Source organism: Streptomyces sp. NPDC008092 (genome assembly GCF_042957285.1).
Classification (GTDB): Bacteria; Actinomycetota; Actinomycetes; order Streptomycetales; family Streptomycetaceae; genus Streptomyces.
In genome coordinates this window covers 872,458-888,909 of the sequence record NZ_JBIBHY010000002.1, presented here as the reverse complement: position 1 = coordinate 888,909, position 16,452 = coordinate 872,458, and the positions used below count along the sequence as shown (strand labels likewise).

General features: G+C 70.0%; 19 protein-coding genes. 6 read left to right on the top strand and 13 right to left on the bottom strand.

Going from position 1 to position 16,452, the window contains the following annotated elements:
* The first annotated feature begins 33 nt into the window (after positions 1-33).
* Together ACFZB3_RS08775 and ACFZB3_RS08770 are read left to right on the top strand one after the other, a co-directional pair.
* Positions 34-651, top strand: a complete 618-nt coding sequence (locus tag ACFZB3_RS08775) for an NAD(P)-binding domain-containing protein (RefSeq protein WP_391371833.1) — start codon at positions 34-36, stop codon at positions 649-651.
* 56 nt (positions 652-707) lie between these two features.
* Complete coding sequence (locus ACFZB3_RS08770; protein ID WP_391371830.1) at positions 708-1,718, top strand: zinc-binding dehydrogenase; 1,011 nt, start codon at positions 708-710, stop codon at positions 1,716-1,718.
* 57 nt (positions 1,719-1,775) lie between these two features.
* Here ACFZB3_RS08770 and ACFZB3_RS08765 read toward each other — a convergent pair whose 3' ends face one another.
* From ACFZB3_RS08765 to ACFZB3_RS08730, 8 genes are all read right to left on the bottom strand, one after another.
* On the bottom strand, positions 1,776-2,408 hold the full coding sequence (locus tag ACFZB3_RS08765) for a TetR family transcriptional regulator C-terminal domain-containing protein (RefSeq protein WP_391371827.1): 633 nt from the start codon (positions 2,406-2,408) through the stop codon (positions 1,776-1,778).
* Positions 2,409-2,660: 252 nt separating this feature from the next.
* The gene (locus ACFZB3_RS08760; protein WP_391371824.1) at positions 2,661-3,410 is read right to left on the bottom strand and encodes an SDR family oxidoreductase; all 750 of its coding nucleotides are present in this window, start codon (positions 3,408-3,410) and stop codon (positions 2,661-2,663) included.
* A 223-nt stretch (positions 3,411-3,633) separates the two neighbouring features.
* Entirely contained in the window at positions 3,634-3,960 is a 327-nt protein-coding gene (locus ACFZB3_RS08755) for an MmcQ/YjbR family DNA-binding protein (protein WP_391371821.1), read from the bottom strand.
* 117 nt (positions 3,961-4,077) lie between these two features.
* Positions 4,078-4,446 (bottom strand): DNA-3-methyladenine glycosylase I, encoded by a 369-nt coding sequence (locus ACFZB3_RS08750; protein ID WP_391371818.1) that lies wholly within the window; start codon positions 4,444-4,446, stop codon positions 4,078-4,080.
* 104 nt (positions 4,447-4,550) lie between these two features.
* Positions 4,551-5,531, bottom strand: a complete 981-nt coding sequence (locus ACFZB3_RS08745; RefSeq protein WP_391371815.1) for an aldo/keto reductase — start codon at positions 5,529-5,531, stop codon at positions 4,551-4,553.
* A 185-nt stretch (positions 5,532-5,716) separates the two neighbouring features.
* Positions 5,717-6,598 carry a LysR substrate-binding domain-containing protein gene (locus ACFZB3_RS08740; protein WP_391371812.1) on the bottom strand — a complete coding sequence of 294 codons (882 nt, stop codon included), beginning with the start codon at positions 6,596-6,598 and terminating at the stop codon, positions 5,717-5,719.
* Positions 6,599-6,640: 42 nt separating this feature from the next.
* The gene (locus tag ACFZB3_RS08735; RefSeq protein ID WP_391371809.1) at positions 6,641-7,792 is read right to left on the bottom strand and encodes a hypothetical protein; all 1,152 of its coding nucleotides are present in this window, start codon (positions 7,790-7,792) and stop codon (positions 6,641-6,643) included.
* Positions 7,789-8,466 (bottom strand): DsbA family protein, encoded by a 678-nt coding sequence (locus ACFZB3_RS08730; RefSeq protein ID WP_391371806.1) that lies wholly within the window; start codon positions 8,464-8,466, stop codon positions 7,789-7,791. Before ACFZB3_RS08730 ends, ACFZB3_RS08735 begins: the two co-directional genes overlap by 4 nt.
* 84 nt (positions 8,467-8,550) lie before the next feature.
* Between ACFZB3_RS08730 and ACFZB3_RS08725 the strand changes: the two genes are divergently transcribed.
* The 3 genes from ACFZB3_RS08725 to ACFZB3_RS08715 all read left to right on the top strand — a co-directional run bounded on the left by ACFZB3_RS08725 (position 8,551) and on the right by ACFZB3_RS08715 (position 11,495).
* A complete protein-coding gene (locus ACFZB3_RS08725) occupies positions 8,551-9,111 on the top strand; it encodes a TetR family transcriptional regulator (protein ID WP_391371803.1) in 561 nt (186 codons plus the stop codon).
* A 333-nt stretch (positions 9,112-9,444) separates the two neighbouring features.
* Positions 9,445-10,146, top strand: coding sequence for a response regulator (locus ACFZB3_RS08720; RefSeq protein WP_391371800.1), 702 nt, complete (start codon positions 9,445-9,447; stop codon positions 10,144-10,146).
* The gene (locus tag ACFZB3_RS08715; RefSeq protein ID WP_391371797.1) at positions 10,143-11,495 is read left to right on the top strand and encodes an ATP-binding protein; all 1,353 of its coding nucleotides are present in this window, start codon (positions 10,143-10,145) and stop codon (positions 11,493-11,495) included. Before ACFZB3_RS08720 ends, ACFZB3_RS08715 begins: the two co-directional genes overlap by 4 nt.
* Here the strand turns inward: ACFZB3_RS08715 and ACFZB3_RS08710 are convergent.
* Positions 11,461-11,961 (bottom strand): SgcJ/EcaC family oxidoreductase, encoded by a 501-nt coding sequence (locus ACFZB3_RS08710; RefSeq protein ID WP_391371794.1) that lies wholly within the window; start codon positions 11,959-11,961, stop codon positions 11,461-11,463. The genes ACFZB3_RS08715 and ACFZB3_RS08710 overlap by 35 nt on opposite strands.
* 217 nt (positions 11,962-12,178) lie before the next feature.
* Positions 12,179-12,637 (bottom strand): MarR family transcriptional regulator, encoded by a 459-nt coding sequence (locus ACFZB3_RS08705; RefSeq protein WP_391371792.1) that lies wholly within the window; start codon positions 12,635-12,637, stop codon positions 12,179-12,181.
* Positions 12,638-12,700: 63 nt separating this feature from the next.
* Between ACFZB3_RS08705 and ACFZB3_RS08700 the strand changes: the two genes are divergently transcribed.
* Positions 12,701-13,069, top strand: coding sequence for a VOC family protein (locus tag ACFZB3_RS08700; protein WP_391371789.1), 369 nt, complete (start codon positions 12,701-12,703; stop codon positions 13,067-13,069).
* Positions 13,070-13,165: 96 nt separating this feature from the next.
* On the opposite strand, the gene ACFZB3_RS08695 is transcribed toward ACFZB3_RS08700, so the two are convergent.
* Genes ACFZB3_RS08695 through ACFZB3_RS08685 form a run of 3 tightly spaced genes read right to left on the bottom strand, consistent with a single transcriptional unit; the run spans position 13,166 to position 16,355 of the window.
* Positions 13,166-14,218: a beta-eliminating lyase-related protein gene (locus ACFZB3_RS08695; RefSeq protein ID WP_391371787.1), complete on the bottom strand. Its 1,053-nt coding sequence runs from the start codon at positions 14,216-14,218 to the stop codon at positions 13,166-13,168.
* A complete protein-coding gene (locus ACFZB3_RS08690; protein ID WP_391371784.1) occupies positions 14,215-15,627 on the bottom strand; it encodes a VTT domain-containing protein in 1,413 nt (470 codons plus the stop codon). Before ACFZB3_RS08690 ends, ACFZB3_RS08695 begins: the two co-directional genes overlap by 4 nt.
* Positions 15,624-16,355, bottom strand: coding sequence for a methyltransferase domain-containing protein (locus ACFZB3_RS08685; protein ID WP_391371781.1), 732 nt, complete (start codon positions 16,353-16,355; stop codon positions 15,624-15,626). Before ACFZB3_RS08685 ends, ACFZB3_RS08690 begins: the two co-directional genes overlap by 4 nt.
* Positions 16,356-16,452: the final 97 nt, after the last annotated feature.

Below are 16,452 nucleotides of genomic sequence, written 5' to 3'. Positions count from 1 at the left end.
CACGGCCCCGGCACACGATCAAGGACGGGCAGCATGGCCGCACACAGCACCATCGGAATTCTCGGCGCGGGAGAGATCGGACAGGCCGTCGCCGACAAGGCCGTCCGGCACGGACATGAGGTGCTCCTCGGCAACAGCCGGGGCCCGGAGACGCTCAAGGCGGTCGTGGAGCAGCTGGGGCCGAAGGCCCACGCCGTGACAGCACGGGAGGCGGCGCGGCCGGACCTCGTCTTCCTCGCGGTGCCGTTCTTCGCCGTACCCGACCTGACCGGCCTGACCGACTGGTCCGGGAAGATCGTTGTCGACACGACGAATCAGTTCGCCGAGGCCAATCCCTGGCGGGGCCGGTACGACGTGGGTGACCTCACCGGCAGCGAATGGGTCGGCGCGCACCTTCCCGGAGCACTCATCGTGAAGGCGCTCAACAGCCTGTTCGCCGCGTTCATCGCCGCGGACCCCCAGCACGAGGAAGGCCGTCAGGTGGTCTTCTACGCGGGTGACGACACCGACGCGAAAGCGGCTGTGGCCGCTCTGCTTGACGAGTTCGGATTCGCCGCCCTGGACCTTGGCGGTCTGCGGGAGGGCGGGCGGCTGATGCAGCTCGACGGCCCGCTCAGCGCACGGCACTTCCTGCTTCAGGACGTCGGCTGACAACCCGGGCCCCGCTCGCTTCCGGCCGCACGCCGAGCGCACACAGGAGGAGCGTCATGAGCCGTCGTGTCGTCTACACCCGCGGCGGGCCGCCCGCCGACGTCCTGACCGTCGTCGAGGAGCCCGGGCCGGCGGCGCCGCAGACCGGTCAGGTGCTCGTCCGCGTCACCGCGTTCCCCGTTCACCCCGGTGATCTCCAGGCTGTCGAGGCGTACCGAGGCAGCGGCGGACAACCGGTCCCGGCCGGTGTCGAGGCCACCGGTGTGGTGGAGGCTGTCGGCCCGGACACCCCGGTGGCGCCCGGGGTCGAGCCCGGCGCGCGGGTGACGGTCTTCCCGCACCCGGGCGCGTGGTCCCAGTGGATCGTGGCGGCCTCCCGGACGGTGGTCGCCGTACCGGCAGGGGTGTCGGACGAGGTCGCCGCGCAGATGCTGGTGAACCCGATCACCGCCGTGATGCTGCGCCGCGAGGCGGAGGCGGCTCACTCCTCCATCGGGTACGGCGGTGTACTGCTGCAGAGCGCCGCCGGCTCGTCGGTAGGAAGGCTGCTGACCGCCGTGAGCCTGGCCCACAGCATCTCGCTCGTCAACGTCGTCCGCAGCGAACGAGGCGCCGCGGAACTGCGCAAACGCTTCCCGGGCGTGCCGGTGGTGACGACGGAGCACGAGGGCTGGGCCGACGACGTCCGCGCCGCGGCCGACGGCCGTCCGGTGGGCGTGGCACTCGATCCGATCGGCGGGAAGCTCGCCGAGAGCCTTGTGGACCTGCTGACGCCGGGCGGAACGCTCGTCTGCTACGGGCAGATGGCCGCGGAGCCGATCTCGCTGCCCGCGTCGACGCTGCTGCACAAGTCGCTGACGCTGCGCGGCAAGACCGTCGGCCACTGGATCTCGGACACCTCCCCCGACAGGCAGGCATCCGATGTCGCCGCCGCAAAGCTGATCGCCGTGTCGGCTGAGGACCAGTTCGACGTAGCCGGTTCCTATGGTCTTGATGACCTGGCGGAGGCCGTGGAACACGTGCAACGGCCCGGCAAGGTCGGCACCGTCCTCATCGGCCCCTGGTGAGCGCCCCGGCGCTGCTGCCGACCGTGAGACCCAAGGGCTGTCCGCGTAGGGACCGGGTCACGCCGAACGGTCTTCCTGCTGATCGGGCACTCGCCCGCCCGCCGAAGTGCGGGGCAGAAGGGCCAAAGCCTGTTCGGCGGCCCCGGTGACCACCTCCGCTGCCGCTCCCGCCCTGCCCAGGGCCTCCAGGCCGCGCAGCACGGCAAGGAGAAGGCTTGCGAGCCCGCCCGTGTCCGCGCCTGCATCCAGCGAGCCCTCCTCCTGGGCCCGGGCGACGCAGTCCGACAGCTCGCCGTACAGCCCGCGGACGGTGGCAGCAGTCCTCTCGGCAACGCTCTTGTCGACCGCGGCGAGTTCCGTGGCGCTCCTGGCCATCATGCAGCCGCGCCGCTCCACGTCCCTGCTGATCGATTCGGAGATGTCGCGCACAAGGCGTTCCAGCCGGGGCAGGGCCGGTCCCGGGCCGCGCAGCACCGAACGCCAGGCTCCGATCGCGTCGCTGTTGTAGCTGTCCAGCGCCTGCAGGAACAGGGCGTGTTTGTCGCCGAATGCCCCGTACAGGCTTCCGCGTCCCAAACCGGTGACAGCGCTCAGGTCGTCGATGGAGGTTCGGTCGTAACCGTGGGACCAGAACTGGTCGCGAGCAGCCCGCACAACCTCCTCGTCGTCGAACTTCCGAGGCCGGGCCATGAGGAAACTGTACGCCGCGTACGGGGCATTACAGAGATGAAGCAGGGCCGTACCAACCCGTTTCGCGGCTTGCGACACCGGCTCGCCGTCGCGGGGACACCCCAGGAACTCCTATGACCCGATGGGCGGAAGAAGCGGCAGAGGCGCCTTCACCGACTGCGGCGGCCACACGCTTGAGTGACTTCCGCCAACAGACGGGCAAATGCGTATTCCGGCCCCTCTGCACGGCCACGCCCCACGTGGCGGCCGTATTCAGACCTGGACAAGACCGCCGTCGACGAAGAGTTCGGCTCCCGTGGTGAAGGAGCTCTGGTCAGAGGCGAGAAAGACGGCCGCGGCCGCGACTTCGTCGGGGCGCCCTATCCTGCCCAGCGGAATCTCGTCGGCGAGATTGTCCGCCAGTTGGTGCTCGTCCTTTGTCGGGCTACCGAGACCGCGGATGCCCGGGGTCTCTATCGGTCCCGGGCTGAGGGCATTGACCCGAATGCCGCGCCCTGCGAGTTCGGCGGCCCAGGTGCGGGCCAGATTGCGGATGGCGGCCTTGGTGGCACTGTAGACCGTCATGGCCTGGACACCCATCGACGCGTTGGTGGACGACAGCACGATGACCGAGGCCCCGTCCGGCAGCAACGGCAGCGCCTTCTGGACCGTGAAGATCGTCCCCTTGACGTTGATGTCGAAGGTGGAACGGTACTCCTCCTCGCTGATCTCCCCCAGCCGGGAAAGCCCGCCGCCACCGGCGTTGGCGACGACCACGTCCAGCCGTCCGCTGCCGCCTTGGATGATCGCGAAAAGGTGATCCAAATCGTCGAGATGCGAGACATCACCTTGTATGCCGACGGCCCGTCCCCCGAGGGATTCCAGAGCCGTGTCCAACTCGGTCTTGCGCCTGCCCGTGAGGTACACGGTGGCGCCCTCGGCGACGAACCGACGGGCTATGGCCAGACCGATCCCGGACGAGCCGCCGGTCACCAGGCTGATCTTGCCATCAAGCTGTCCCATGACGTCCACATCTCCCGTGCGGCGACTCGACCGGAGACCCGCTGGAAGCCGAGCGCCCCGTCTCACGAGTCGCATGGTCGAGAAGGATTTGTACCTATCAGTAAAGAACCTGGGGCAGGGCACGGCAACCGGAGGGGCGCTCACTGCCGCAGCCGAGCCGCCCGGCGTGCCCGATTGTCTCTGCGTGCCACAACGGAACTGGTAAATCCTGAATGCACACAGCTCACGGTGCGACCAGGTCGTGACTCTCCTCTATCAGTTCCTGGAGCAGTTCGTCCGGGACGTCGCCGGCCAACGAAATGTTGACCCAGTGCCGCTTGCTCAGCTTGTACGCCGGGTGCACTGCCTCGAAGCGTTCCAGCAATTCGGCCACCCGCTCCGGATCAGCCTTGACCGTCACCTGGTCGTCCGGGAATTCGTGGCCACTGAGGATGGCGAACACCTTGTTGTTCGCCGCGGTCTTGAACACCACGCGGTCCGGGGCGAACGGACGCGACTCGCTGACTCCGGCGAAAGAAAGCGCCAGCTCCCTGACGTCGTCCACGGTCATGGCAACCTCGCTTCCACGGCTGACACACTCAACCTACTCAGCTTCGTCCGCGCTGGCGCGTCCGTCTGAACGTCGATGATCGGCAACTGCACTTCGAAGTACGCCAGGCCACCGGCTTCAACGTCTCCGGACCGCGCCGGGGTAGTCGGTCGCCCGGAAGCAGCCGTGGACGTGGTCGTTCACCACACCGGTGTTCTGCAGGAAGGCGTACACGCTGGCCGGGCCGACGAAGCGGTATCCCCGCGATTTCAGTCGCTTCGCGAAGGCCTCCGCCTGCGGGGTCGACGCCGGCAGGCCGGCGACGGAGCGCGGGGCCCTCTTGGACTCGTCGTGAGACTCGGCTCTGCCGGGTGACCGGGCCGAGGCGCCGACGCCGGATGGTGCGATGGTGCACGGTGCGGCCCCGACGGCGTTCGAGGCCTGGTGTCGTGGAGTGTCTCCGTCGTGGAGTGTCTCCGTCGTGGAGTGTCTCCTCGGCTGTCCCATCCTTCCGGAGGTGGACCAGGGCTGCATCACGTGTGGCGCGTGGTTCTGACGCGATCCGCGTCTACGGGACCCAGTGATGGTTCGGCACTGCGACCGAGTCGGTCTCAGAACAGGGCGATGGGCGGCAGTGCGGGGAAGATCTCGTCGAGTTCGGCGAGGTCGTCCGCGTCGAACTCGTATCCGACGGCCGCCGCGTTCTGGACGACCTGCTCGGGGCGGGTGGCGCCGGCGATGACGGAGGCGACGGCGGGGCGGGAGGCCAGCCAGGAGAAGGCGACCTGGACTTCGGTGAGGCCCCGCTTCTTGGCGAAGTCGCCGTAGGCCGCGAGCTGTTGCAGGTCGGCGTTCTCGAAGTCGTCCTGCCGGAAGTGCGTCAGGCGAGCACCTTCGGGGGCCCTGCCGGTGGAGTACTTGCCGGTCAGGAGTCCGCTGGCGAGCGGGTAGTAGGGCAGGACACCCAGGCCCAACGCGGTCGCGGCCGGGAGTACTTCGAGCTCGGCTCGGCGGTCGAGCAGGTTGTAGTGGTTCTGGGAGGCGACGAAGCGGGTGGTCCCGAGCTGGCGGGCGAGGTACTCGGCCTGGGCGATCTGCCATCCGGCGAAGTTGGAGTGGCCGAGGTAGAGCACCTTGCCCTGCCGCACCAGCGTGTCGAGCGCGGCCAGGGTCTCCTCGATCGAGGTGACCGGGTCGGGGGTGTGGAACTGGTACAGGTCGATCCGGTCGGTGCCCAGTCGGCGCAGGGACTCCTCGACGGCGCGGACGATGTAGCGACGCGAGCCGCGGGCGCCGAAGTCACGGCCGTTGGCTCCCATCGCGTCCATGCCGAACTTGGTGGCGATCACGACGTCGTCGCGGTGACCCTTCAGCGCCTCGCCGAGCAGTTGCTCGCTCAGTCCGGGGGGCGTGCCGTAGGTGTCGGCGACGTCGAAGAAGGTGATGCCGGCCTCCAAGGCGGCCCTCACCACGGCGGTGCTGCCCTCCCGGGTGGCGCTCGCGGTGTTCGGCCGGCCGAGGTTGCTGCTGCCGAGGCCGACGGTGGAGACGGTCAGGCCCGAGTTGCCGAGTTGCCGATAGGTGATGGACACGGTGCACCCTTCCTCGCGATGTGCGCTCAGCCTCCTCGGGACCACGAAGATGAGTCCAATCAATCCGCACCATCGCCCGATGCAGGGAATCGATGCCCTGTCGCGTCGGAGTTGTCGTCGGTGTTGCTTCGGCGTTGTTGGTCGATTCCGTCGCCACCTTCGGCCGACCCTGAGCGCCAACAGCCCTAGGCCTGCGTGGACACATGCTTCCCGGCCAGGTCCCGGACGGCGGTGACGTTCGGGTGCCAGGGGCGGCCAGCCGGGCCGGTGAGGACGAGACGGCGCTCCAGGCGCGGCCGGAGCGGGACCAGGGTCAGGGTGTCCGACAGCATGCTCGCCGCCAGAGACGGGACGATGCCGACGCCGAGGCCGGCCTCCACCATGCACAGCAGCGTGGTGAACTCACGGATGCGCCGGCTGGGCCGGTACGGCAGGCCGGTCCGGGCGTGCAGGTGCCTGACCTGGGCCTCGCAGCCGGAGGTGGTCGCCAGCAACGGGTCCTCCAGCAGGTCCGCCAGTTCGATGAACTGCTCCCCCGCCAGCGGATGGTCGCTGCGTACGACGGCCTCATAGGCATCGGTCGCCAGGAGCAGAGCGCCGTGCGGCGGCGGGTGGGGGTCGACGAGGACGGCCGCGTCGACCGTGCCGCTCTCCAGCCACTCCTCGATCTCCTCGTCGAAGCCCTCGAAGAGGGCGATCTCGACATCGGGCAGCTGCTCGTGCCACAGCCGCAGCAGGCCGGGCAGCAGGCCGTGGGCCGCCGTGGGCGGGACGGCGAGCCCGATCGATCCGGCGGCCGTGGCGCCGGCGTGCGCCGACGCGGCGGCGGTGAATCCGCGGGCCGCGGAGAGTGTGGCGCGGGCGTGCGGCAGCAGGACGTCACCGAGGGGTGTCGGCCGGACCGGAGCGGCGCGCCGCACCAACTCGCCGGCCACGGTCCGCTCCAGCGCGGCGAGCGAGTGCGACACCGAGGACTGGCTCATGCCGAGAGCGGCGGCAGCCGCCCCGAACCCTTCGTGGTCGGCGATCGCCACGAACACGGCGAGCTGCCGCAGAGTCACGTCCATCGGACCAACCAATCACTACATGTCCTGCATCGATTGTCTTCCTCATCCCACTGATGCGGACGCCGGCGCGTTGAGGCCGAGCCGTTGCCCGAGCCCGACGCCGTGCCGGTAGAGGGCGTTGCCTTCGTCTAGTCGGTTCTTCTCCCATGCCTCCAAGGCGGCATCCAGGGACGGGAGTTGCTGGAGAGCGGTGAAGAGGATGATGGCGTCGCCGGCCGCCTTCTCCGCGCTGGCCGCCGTGTGAGGCCGTACGACGAACGCGGCGTCCCCGGTCAGCAGCACCCGGTCCTTGCGCATCCGGCTGACCCGTCCGTCCAGGATCGCCTGCGCGAACGGTTCGGGAGTGTGCTCGACCAGCAGGTGCAGCGGTTCGGGAAGCAACGTCCGTGCGCTGTCGAGGAGTTCGGCGTGCACCTGCGGCGCGATGAGGCCCGGGGGCAGGGACAGCCCGTGGGCATTGCCGTGGCCGTCGGTGGTGATGCGGTCGAGGCCGGCCGCGTCGGCCCGGACGTACCAGACCCAGTTCATGCGGCGGCTGCCCGGTGTGGTGGCGCCGAAGTCGCCCGGGATGAAGTAGCACAGGAACTGGGTGCGGTCGCCGTCGTAGAAGCTGAACCGGTCGCGGAAGACCGTGCTCAGTTCCTCCGGGAGCGTGGTCTCGTCGAGCACTCCCCGGTAGGCGACGTAGCCGGCGTAGCGCGGCGCGCCTTCGGGGGCGACGAGCCCGCGGTGCCGGGATCCGGAGCCGTCCGCGATGATCGCGAGGTCGACTTGATGAGCAGTGCCGCCGACGTGGACGTCGACGCCTCCGGGACGGGGTGTGACGGCGGTGACCGGCTTGCCGTCGTGGTAGCGGGCGCTGTCGAGGCGGTCCCTGAGCGATGCGTAGATCGCTCCCCAGGAGATCATCCGCTGCCCCATGAGGGTGTGGTGGCTGCGCCCGTCCCGGCTGAAGAACTGCCGGTGGGTGACGGGAACGCTGATCCGGTCGGGATCGACGCCGCAGAAGGTGCTCAGGAACCAGGCGACGCCCGGTTGGAGCACGATGCCTGCACCGCGGTCGTCGGGGCGGCCCGCGGACCGTTCCCAGACGGTGACGTCGATCCCGAGTTCGGCGAGCGCGACCGCCTGGAACAACCCGCCGAGGGAGCCGCCGACCACGCCCGCCGACCTGATGTCCGAGAGCGGGGTCACAGCGAGCACACCCCGCTCTCGCAGGCCGCTCCGGACGGCGTCGCGGTGACCTGGCGCTCGATGACCTCCACGAGCGCGTCGACCGCGACCGCGCCGCTGATCGCCTTGTCGCCCACGATCAGTACCGGTACTCCGTGGAATCCCAGGTAGTCCGCGAGCTTCAGGTCCTCCCGCACGGCTGATTCCAGGCCCGGATCGGCGAGCCGGCTCGCCACGTCGTCCCCGAGCCCGGCCTCCTGACCGATACGGGCCAGTACGGCCGTGTCGCCGATGTCCTGCCCGTGGGAGAAGTAGGCCGCCAGCAGCCGGTCGGCCATCGCCCAGCCCTGCTGGACCTCGCGTTCGGCCAACGCGATGAGCCGGTGCCCCGTCCGGGTGTTCGGTGTCCGGGCGATCGCCTCGTAGTCGAAGACGATGCCGTCGTCGCGGCCGGCCAGCACCGTCCCGGCGTCGAGTTGCCGCGAACGCTCCCAGCTGCCGAACTTCCCGCTCCGGTATGCGCGCCGGTCCATCCCGGACAGCGGCATCGCGGGGTTCAGCTCGAACGCGTGGTGGCGGATGTGGAACTCCTCGCCCGTCCGCTCCGTCACGGTGGCGACGGCTTTGTCCAGCCGGCGGCCGCCGATGTAGCACCAGGGACAGATGAGATCGCTGAAGACATCAAGAGTGATCATGGAATCGTCCAATCGAACCGACTAGTCTGTTCGATGAGAACGGCGGCGCAGCCGTCCCCATTCCCGCCCCGCATCGGAGTGCCCATGACCAGCCCCGACGTCACTCGCGCCAAGATCGTGACGGCTGCGGCAGACCTGTTCACCCGATGCGGCGTGCGCGCCGTGGGCATGAACGAGATCTGGCGGGCCGCCGGGGTCGCCAAATCGACCATCTACCAGCACTTCCGTTCCAAGGACGAGCTTGTCGCCGCCGTCCTGCGCCAGCGCAACGACGAGTGGTGCGGGCGGCTGCGCGATCTCGCTGCCGCGGCCCCCACACCCCGGGGCCGGCTGCTTACGATCTTCGACCTGCTGGAGCGGGAGTTCGCCGACCCCGCCTACCGCGGCAGCGACCTGCTGAACGTCGCGGCCGAGTATCCGGACCCCGACCACCCTGTGCGCGTGGCGATCCGCGACCACAAGCGGGAAATCCTCCGCTATCTCTCCGAACTCGCCGCGGCGGCGCAGGAACCGGACCCCGAGAAGACCGCGGCGACGGTCCTGACCCTCGCAGACGGGGCCGCCTGCGCCCGCGTGGGTCTCGGCGACCCCACCGCTGCCGCTCTCGCCCGGGAGGCGGCATCGCGACTGCTGGCACACGGCTGACTCCTGGTCCGATCAGTCCTCGACGCGCCTCGGACGCTCCTCGAATACGGGGCGGCGGTGCCGCCGCGCCCGGGAACCGAATGCCACTGTGACCCAGCCCGGCGCCGACAGTCACTGTGAGTCGGCACAGCACTTCGACCTCTCAATGTGTACGCGCACATTCCGGCACGACGCGACGTCAGCGACGACGGCCGTAGAAGACAGGAAGGCGAACTCTCCCGTCTGCACGGCCGGATCGAGGCTGCCCGGATCGAGGAGGCGCTGCGACACGCTTGGATGACGTGCCTCACAGGGGGGCATGTGAATGAAGTCTCAAGAATTAAGGTGTGGGGCGTGCGTGTACTTCTGGTGGAAGACGACGAGCCGGTTGCGGAATCGCTCAGGCGCGGCCTGAAGCGGTACGGCTTCGAGGTCGAGTGGGTCACCACGGGCGCCGCCGCGCTCGCCTACGCCGGTCCCTGTGACGTCGTTCTCCTCGATCTCGGCCTGCCCGACACCGACGGTCTGGACGTCTGCAAGGCGCTCCGGCTCCGTGGCGACCTGCCGATCATCGTGATCAGCGCGCGCAGCGACGAGACGGACCGGGTGGTCGGCCTGGAGCTGGGGGCGGACGACTACGTCTCCAAGCCGTTCGGGGTCCGCGAGGTGATCGCCCGGATCAGGGCGGTGCTGCGCCGGACACAGCCCCGGCCGCCGGACGCCGGTCCCGACCGCTACGGCTCCCGGCTCACCGTCGACCGCAAGGCCGCCCGGGTCCGGCTGGACGGCGCGGAGGTCGCCCTGGCCCCCAAGGAGTACGACCTGCTGGCCTTCCTCACCGAGGAGCCGGGCGCGCTGATGTCGCGCGAGCAGATCATGGAGGCCGTCTGGGACGCGAACTGGTTCGGCCCGACCAAGACCCTGGACGTGCACGTGGCGGCCCTGCGCCGCAAACTCGCCGGCGCGATCACCATCGAGGCCGTCCGGGGCGTCGGCTTTCGCCTGGAGATAGCCGAGGACGCCCACCGCGACGCCCATGGTGCGGACACCTCGTGAACAGGCAGCTCATCCGCAGCTACATCCTGCTCGTGGCGGTCGCGATCCTCCTCTTCACGGTCCCGGTGGCCTTCACCCTCACCAAGCAGCTCCGCGACGACACGGAACTCTCCGTCCTGCGCGAGGCCAAGACGATGGCGCTGCTGCTGGGCGGCAGCGACGGCATCTCCTGCGAGGCGCTGACCGAGGTGGCCAGGGCCTACGACCGCGAGACCCCCGGCACGGTCCAGGCGACCCCCATCGGCACCTGCGCTGCGGCGCTCCCGAAGCCCGCCGCCGACCCTGCGCTGACGCGGGCGGTGGCGGACAACACCGCGACCACCGACTGGGGTTCTGACTTCATCTGGGGCGAGCACCTCACCGTGACGGTCCCCGCCAAGGGGGGCGCGGCCGTACGGATCGTCTACTCGACGTCGGACATGACCACCCGGTTCTGGCAGATCTGGGGCTTCCGGGCCGGCCTGGCCGTGCTCGTGCTGGCGGCGGCCGCGGCGATCGGCGCGGTGGCCGCCCGCCGGATCACCCGCCCGCTGCGCGAACTCAACTCCATGGCGAGCAGGTTCAGCGACGGCGACCTCACCGCCCGCTCCCCCGTGACCGGCCCGGCGGAGACCCAGACCCTGGCCCGCACCCTCAACCAGGGCGCGGAACGCCTGGACACCCTGGTCGCCTCGCAGCGCAGATTCGTCGCCGACGCCTCCCACCAACTACGCACCCCGCTGACGGCGTTGCGCCTGTCCCTCGACAACATCGCGGACGGCGTCGACGACGAGTTCGTCCGCGAGGACGTGGAACAGGCGACGGCGGAGGTGGTCCGGATGAGCCGCCTGGTGAACGGCCTGCTGGTGCTGGCACGGGCGGAGGCGAAGGTGACGGCGCCCGAACCGCTGCCCCTGACGGACATCGTGTCGGAACGCCTCGCGGTCTGGAGACCGGCCGCCGACGAGCGCGGAGTCCACATCGCGCTCAGGGGGAGTGCCGACGGCCGGCCGTCTGTGCTGGCCAGTCCCGGTCACCTGGAACAGGTACTGGACAACGTGCTCTCCAACGCCCTGGAGGTCTCCCCGGACGGCGCCACGATCACCGTGCGCATCGAGGCCGACGCCGGCGAGGTGACGCTCTCCGTCCTGGACGAAGGCCCCGGGATGACCGACGCGGAGAAGTCCCGCGCCTTCGACCGCTTCTGGCGCGGCCAAGGCCTGACCGGCCGCTCGGGCTCGGGCCTGGGGCTGGCCGTCGTACGCCAACTGGTGACGGACGACGCCGGCACGGTGGCCCTCCGGGACGCCCCCGGCGGCGGCCTGTGGGTGGCGGTCACCCTTCGGGCATCGCCGAGGAGTGGTGGTTGACGATCAGCCACTTCCCGCCGCGCTTCTCGTACTCGTAGGTGTAACGGGCCTCGACGACCCGCTTGGCGCCGGACTTCGGGTCGGTGAGGGTGAACTCGTAGACGCCCGTGTCGATGGCGGAGTTCGTGTCGAGGACGTTGACGATCGTCTCGATCTTCTTGCCGACCGGCTTGTTCTGCAGGAAGTGCTCGAAGTAGTCGACGATCTCGGCATGGTTGGTGCGGATCTTGTTGCTGACGGTCGGCAGCAGCACCGCGTCCTTGGCGTACAGGCCGGCGACCTTCTCCGGGTCGCCGGTCTGCAGGGCGGCGTTCCACCTGTCGAAGAGTTTGGCGATCTGCTTCTTGCTGGGCTCGTGCGCGGTCCGCGAGCCGCCGGCCTGGCTCACCCCCACGCCCACCGTGGCGGCGGTGACGAGGGCGGTGGCGGAGACGACGGCGGCGCGTATGCGGTTCGTTCTGGTCATGACCCAAGACTCGCTTTCCGCCGGTTAACGCCCGTGCAGCCGACGTACAGCGCAGGTGCAGGACTGAGCCAATTCCCGCGGCGGCGCCGCAGACTGACGCCGGCACCGGGAGCGCATGCGCGGTGTCGGCGTCCCGGAGCGCGTTCCCGGTTGCTCCTCGCCGCATCGTCCGCTTTGACTGCCCTGCCCGTGGGCGCCCTCGCCTTGGGTACGCCGGCTAGGCACTCCCGTTGGCACCGCGCAGGGAGTGGATCATGCTCTGCAGGATCCGGAACGCGTCCGACTGCTCGGTCCCGGTCAGGCCGGCCAGCATTCTGGCCTCGACGGACCGGACGGCCGCGCTCGCCTTCTCGAGGCTCTGCTTCCCGCGAGGCGTGAGCCGCGCGGGAAGGGCCTTCCCGACGGGCGCCTCCGCGGGCCTGGTCACGTAGCCGTCTCGTTCCAGGGCCTGGAGCAGCACGTTCATCGTCTGCCGTGTCACGAACGCGCCCCGCGCGAGCTCGGAGTTCGACAAGCCCGGTCGCTGCGCCAGCAGTTCGAGGCAGGAGTAGTGCGTCACGCTCATCCCCAGCGGCCGCAGCACTTCCTCCATGGCCGTGCGCAGGGCGCTCGACGTTTCTTTGAGCAGGTAGCCCAGTGACGTCTCCAGGTCGACGCCGACACCTTCTTGACTCATGTCAGCATTCTGACATAGGTTTCTGCATGTCAGAAAACTGACACGAAGAGAAGGAGCTTCACCATGCCCGCCACCGGCCCCGACTTCATCTCGCTCCAAGTGCGCGACCTCGACGCTTCGCAGGCGTTCTACGAGCAGTACCTGGGCCTGGTCCGGTCACCGGCCGGACCTCCGCACGCCGTCGTCTTCGAGACGAAGCCGATCGCGTTCGCACTCCGCGACGTCATCCCCGGCACCGACCTCGCATCCGTCCCCCAGCCCGGCATCGGTGCCGCGATCTGGCTCCACGCCACCGACGTCCAGGCCATCCACGACGCGCTCGTCGCCGACGGTCACACCATCGCCTCGGCACCGATCGACGGCCCCTTCGGCCGGACCTTCACCTTCGCCGACCCCGACGGCTACCAGGTCACGCTCCACGACCGCACCTGATCGGCCCGGCACCACCGGACGATCACAAGCGGTGTCCCTGGCTCGCAGCCTGCGGCCGTCCGGGGGTGCCGGCCGGCAGCGCGCCGGGCCGACCCGTCAGGCGATATGGCGGCGGACGGCCTGGAGAAGGTCGTCGATGTCCTGGGGAGCGGTGGCGAACGAGGTGACGAAGCGGGCCACGCCGGGCTCCCAGCGATCGTGGTAGAAGGCGTAGCCCTCGGCCAGAAGTCCGTCGATGATCTGCTGGGGCAGGCGGCAGAAGAGGATGTTGGCCTCGGCGGCGCCGAGCAGCTGGATCTCGGGTATCGCCTTGAAGCCCTCCTGGAGGCGGGCGGCCATGGCGTTGGCGTGCCGGGCGTTGCGCAACCACAGGTCGTCGGTGAGGTAGGCGTCGAACTGGGCGGCGTGGAAGCGCATCTTGGAGGCGAGGTGCCCGGCGCGCTTTGCGCGGAAGGCCAGTTCCTGGGTGAGGGAGCGGTCGAAGACGACGATCGCGTCCGCGGTCATCGTGCCGTTCTTCGTGGCACCGAAGGACAGTACGTCGACGCCCGCCCGCCAGGTCAGCTCGGCCGGCGTACAGGCCAGCGAGGCGACCGCTCCGGCGAACCGGGCACCGTCCATGTGCACGCGCAGCCCCGCCTCCCCCGCGATCGAACCGAGCGTGCGGAGTTCGTCGAGGGTGTAGACGGCCCCGGTCTCCGTGCACTGGGTGATGCTCACGACCGAGGGCTCGACGCTGTGTACGTCTCCGGCCTTGTGCCGTGCGGCTGCCCGCAGTTCGTCCGGGTCGATCTTGGCATCGCCGCCGCCGAGCGGTATGAGCTTGGCGCCCGCGGTGTAGAACTCGGGCGCGCCGCACTCGTCGTTGTTGATGTGGCTTTCGCGGTGGCAGAGCACGCTGCCCCAGGGCGGAGTGAGCGCGGCCAGCCCCAGTGCGTTCGCGGCGGACCCCGTGGACACCAGCAGGACGTCCACCTCCCGCTCGAAGACATCGCCCAGTCGTCGTCGGACCGCGGCCGAACTGGCGTCGGCCCCGTAGGGCAAGGCCTGGCCGGAGGCTTCCCGGGCCACGGCTTCGAGGATCTCCGGGGCGGTGCCGGCCGCGTTGTCGCTGCTGAAGACGCGTGCTGTCTGAGCCGTGGACGTCATGATCGGGGTCCTTGCTGGTCGGTGACGCCGAGTGGCGACGGGGCCGGGGCGGCCGCGTCGATGAGCTGGCGCAGGGCGCTGAAGTAGATCTCGTGGTCGGTGACGAAGGGCACGATCTCTGCCAGGTGGGCGGTCAGGACCGGAAATTCCTCCGGATCGAGCCCGGCGAGCGCCCTGCGGGTCGCCGCCTGGGCGGACTTCGGGTCGCGGTGGTCCACGAAACCCGCGCTGCCCAGGGTGAGCAGGTACATCCGCCGGTAGGCGGCGATCGCCTCCCCGGGGGTCATCCCGGCGCGCAGGCTGTCGGCGAGCTGGGGTTCCACGAGGCGGGCGAGGAGGTTCGGGCCCATCCAGGGCCGGGCCCCGCGCAGCGTCACCAGACCCGGATGGGCGGCGAGCAGACGGTACAGAGCGGTGAAGCGTTCCTCGGAGGCTGTCGCCCAGTCGGCGCCGGGAGCGGGCGCGGGCAGGCGGGTGGCCAGGTGGTCGAGACACAGGTCCAGCAGTCCGGCCAGGTCCGTGCACCGGCGCTGGAGGGAGGCCACGGCGATGTCCAGTCTCGCGGCCAGTTCACGGAACGTCAGCGCCTGGGGACCGCCCTCGTCGAGCAGGAGGAGGGCGGTCTCGGCGATGCGTTCCGGGGTCGCGCGATCGAGTGAGTCGGAGCGGCGAGGCATGCGAGCCATTGTACGGTACGGCGTACCGTACCTCGTACCCCGCGGTGTGATCGCTACCGGCGCTCCGACCTGCCCGGAGGTCGCCTGCACCGAGGGGGCGGCACTGCCCCGGGAACGGGCCGTGGCCTCCGGCCGTACGGCCTTGGCGGAGCGGCGCCACAGGGCTGTGATCCCGACTGCGATCAGGACCACCGACGCGATGGCGGGACCGCCCAGCGTGAGGAGCTCTTGGAAGGAGGAGGCGGCCGCGTAGCCCGCACCGGCCTCGGCCGTCGCCCACAGACAGGCGGCCATCAGGCTGTAGGGAGCGATGCGGCGGTACGGCAGGCGGGTGGCTCCCGCGAAGTGCGGGGTGAGGGTGCGTATCACGGGCAGGAAGCGCGCGAGGAAGACGGCTCGGCCTCCATGGCGGGCCATCAGCGACTCGACCCGGCGCCAGGCGGCGCCGGGGACCCGGCGGCCCAGACGCCCGTCGAGGAGCCGGTCGCTGAAGACCCTGCCGGTGCGGTGTGCCGCGAAGTCGCCCGTGACGGCTGCGCCGGCCGCGACGGCGATGACGAGGACAAGGCTGATGCGGCCGGTACGAGCGAGTGCGCCGGCGGTGAGCAGCAAAGTGAACGTGGGGACGAAAGCACCGATCAGCAGGACCGACTCGGACAGGACAGCGGCCGCCAGCATCGCGTAGGCCGAGGTGGGGGGCAGGTGGCCCAGGATGACGGACAGAGAGGTCACTGCCGTACTCCGGGGACCGGCTCGTGCCGTTCCCGGTCGGGGACCGGGCCGGACGGACGCCGCAGGTGCCAGGCGTGGGCGGGCGGCAGGTTGGCCCAGACCGTCCAGCGGCCGACGGCGTACTTGTGCTGGTAGGCGGACATCACCTCGTCGACCGCCGCGTGCCGGCGCGCCTCGCTCCGGGTGGCGGTCAGGGCGCGGGCCCGACGGGTGCCGAGGTAAGCGAAGTAGGTCAGGATGCCGCCGGGGTGCAGCAGTTCCAGGTACCGGGCCATGATGCGCTCGACCTGGACCGGGGTGAAGTTGGTCAGCGGCAGGCCGGAGACGATCACGTCGTAGCGCTGGTCGGTGGCCAGATCCTCGACGAAGGTCTGGTGCACGGTCACCTGCGCCGGTCGGTCGGCCAGGCTCGGGTGGGTGTCGACGAGATGCCGGATCCGGGCGGCGAAACGAGGGTTGGCCTCGACGATGTCCAGGCGGCTGCCACGGGGCAGGTCGGGTATCAGGGTGCGGGTGATCGCGCCGGTGCCGGCGCCGGCTTCCAGAACCGACAGCGGTCCGGGGGCCTGGGCGCGTACGGGTTCGGTGAGGGCGCGCGCCAGCGCCTTGCCGCTGGGTGCCACGGCACCGGTGGTCCGCAGATCGCGGGCGGCTTCGAGCAGGAACATCCAGCTCTCGGCATGCCGCTGCGTGCGGGAGCGGCCGAAGGACGGGGTCCGGTCAGTCATGGTTTCGACGCTAGAAATCCGCCCCAGGCATCGGATCCGCCCTTGGACGGCCGTGTCCCCCTACGAAAGTAGGGGGTGATCATGGCAGATCGTCCAG

Excerpts from the sequence above, each read along its gene's own strand:
- ACFZB3_RS08730 (WP_391371806.1), bottom strand. The coding sequence starts at position 8,466 with ATGATCACTCTTGATGTCTTCAGCGATCTCATCTGTCCCTGGTGCTAC.
- ACFZB3_RS08775 (WP_391371833.1), top strand. The coding sequence starts at position 34 with ATGGCCGCACACAGCACCATCGGAATTCTCGGCGCGGGAGAGATCGGA.
- ACFZB3_RS08705 (WP_391371792.1), bottom strand. The coding sequence starts at position 12,637 with ATGAGTCAAGAAGGTGTCGGCGTCGACCTGGAGACGTCACTGGGCTAC.
- ACFZB3_RS08685 (WP_391371781.1), bottom strand. The coding sequence starts at position 16,355 with ATGACTGACCGGACCCCGTCCTTCGGCCGCTCCCGCACGCAGCGGCAT.
- ACFZB3_RS08710 (WP_391371794.1), bottom strand. The coding sequence starts at position 11,961 with ATGACCAGAACGAACCGCATACGCGCCGCCGTCGTCTCCGCCACCGCC.
- ACFZB3_RS08700 (WP_391371789.1), top strand. The coding sequence starts at position 12,701 with ATGCCCGCCACCGGCCCCGACTTCATCTCGCTCCAAGTGCGCGACCTC.
- ACFZB3_RS08755 (WP_391371821.1), bottom strand. The coding sequence starts at position 3,960 with ATGACCGTGGACGACGTCAGGGAGCTGGCGCTTTCTTTCGCCGGAGTC.
- ACFZB3_RS08695 (WP_391371787.1), bottom strand. The coding sequence starts at position 14,218 with ATGACGTCCACGGCTCAGACAGCACGCGTCTTCAGCAGCGACAACGCG.
- ACFZB3_RS08770 (WP_391371830.1), top strand. The coding sequence starts at position 708 with ATGAGCCGTCGTGTCGTCTACACCCGCGGCGGGCCGCCCGCCGACGTC.
- ACFZB3_RS08760 (WP_391371824.1), bottom strand. The coding sequence starts at position 3,410 with ATGGGACAGCTTGATGGCAAGATCAGCCTGGTGACCGGCGGCTCGTCC.
- ACFZB3_RS08750 (WP_391371818.1), bottom strand. The coding sequence starts at position 4,446 with ATGGGACAGCCGAGGAGACACTCCACGACGGAGACACTCCACGACGGA.
- ACFZB3_RS08740 (WP_391371812.1), bottom strand. The coding sequence starts at position 6,598 with ATGGACGTGACTCTGCGGCAGCTCGCCGTGTTCGTGGCGATCGCCGAC.
- ACFZB3_RS08725 (WP_391371803.1), top strand. The coding sequence starts at position 8,551 with ATGACCAGCCCCGACGTCACTCGCGCCAAGATCGTGACGGCTGCGGCA.
- ACFZB3_RS08765 (WP_391371827.1), bottom strand. The coding sequence starts at position 2,408 with ATGGCCCGGCCTCGGAAGTTCGACGACGAGGAGGTTGTGCGGGCTGCT.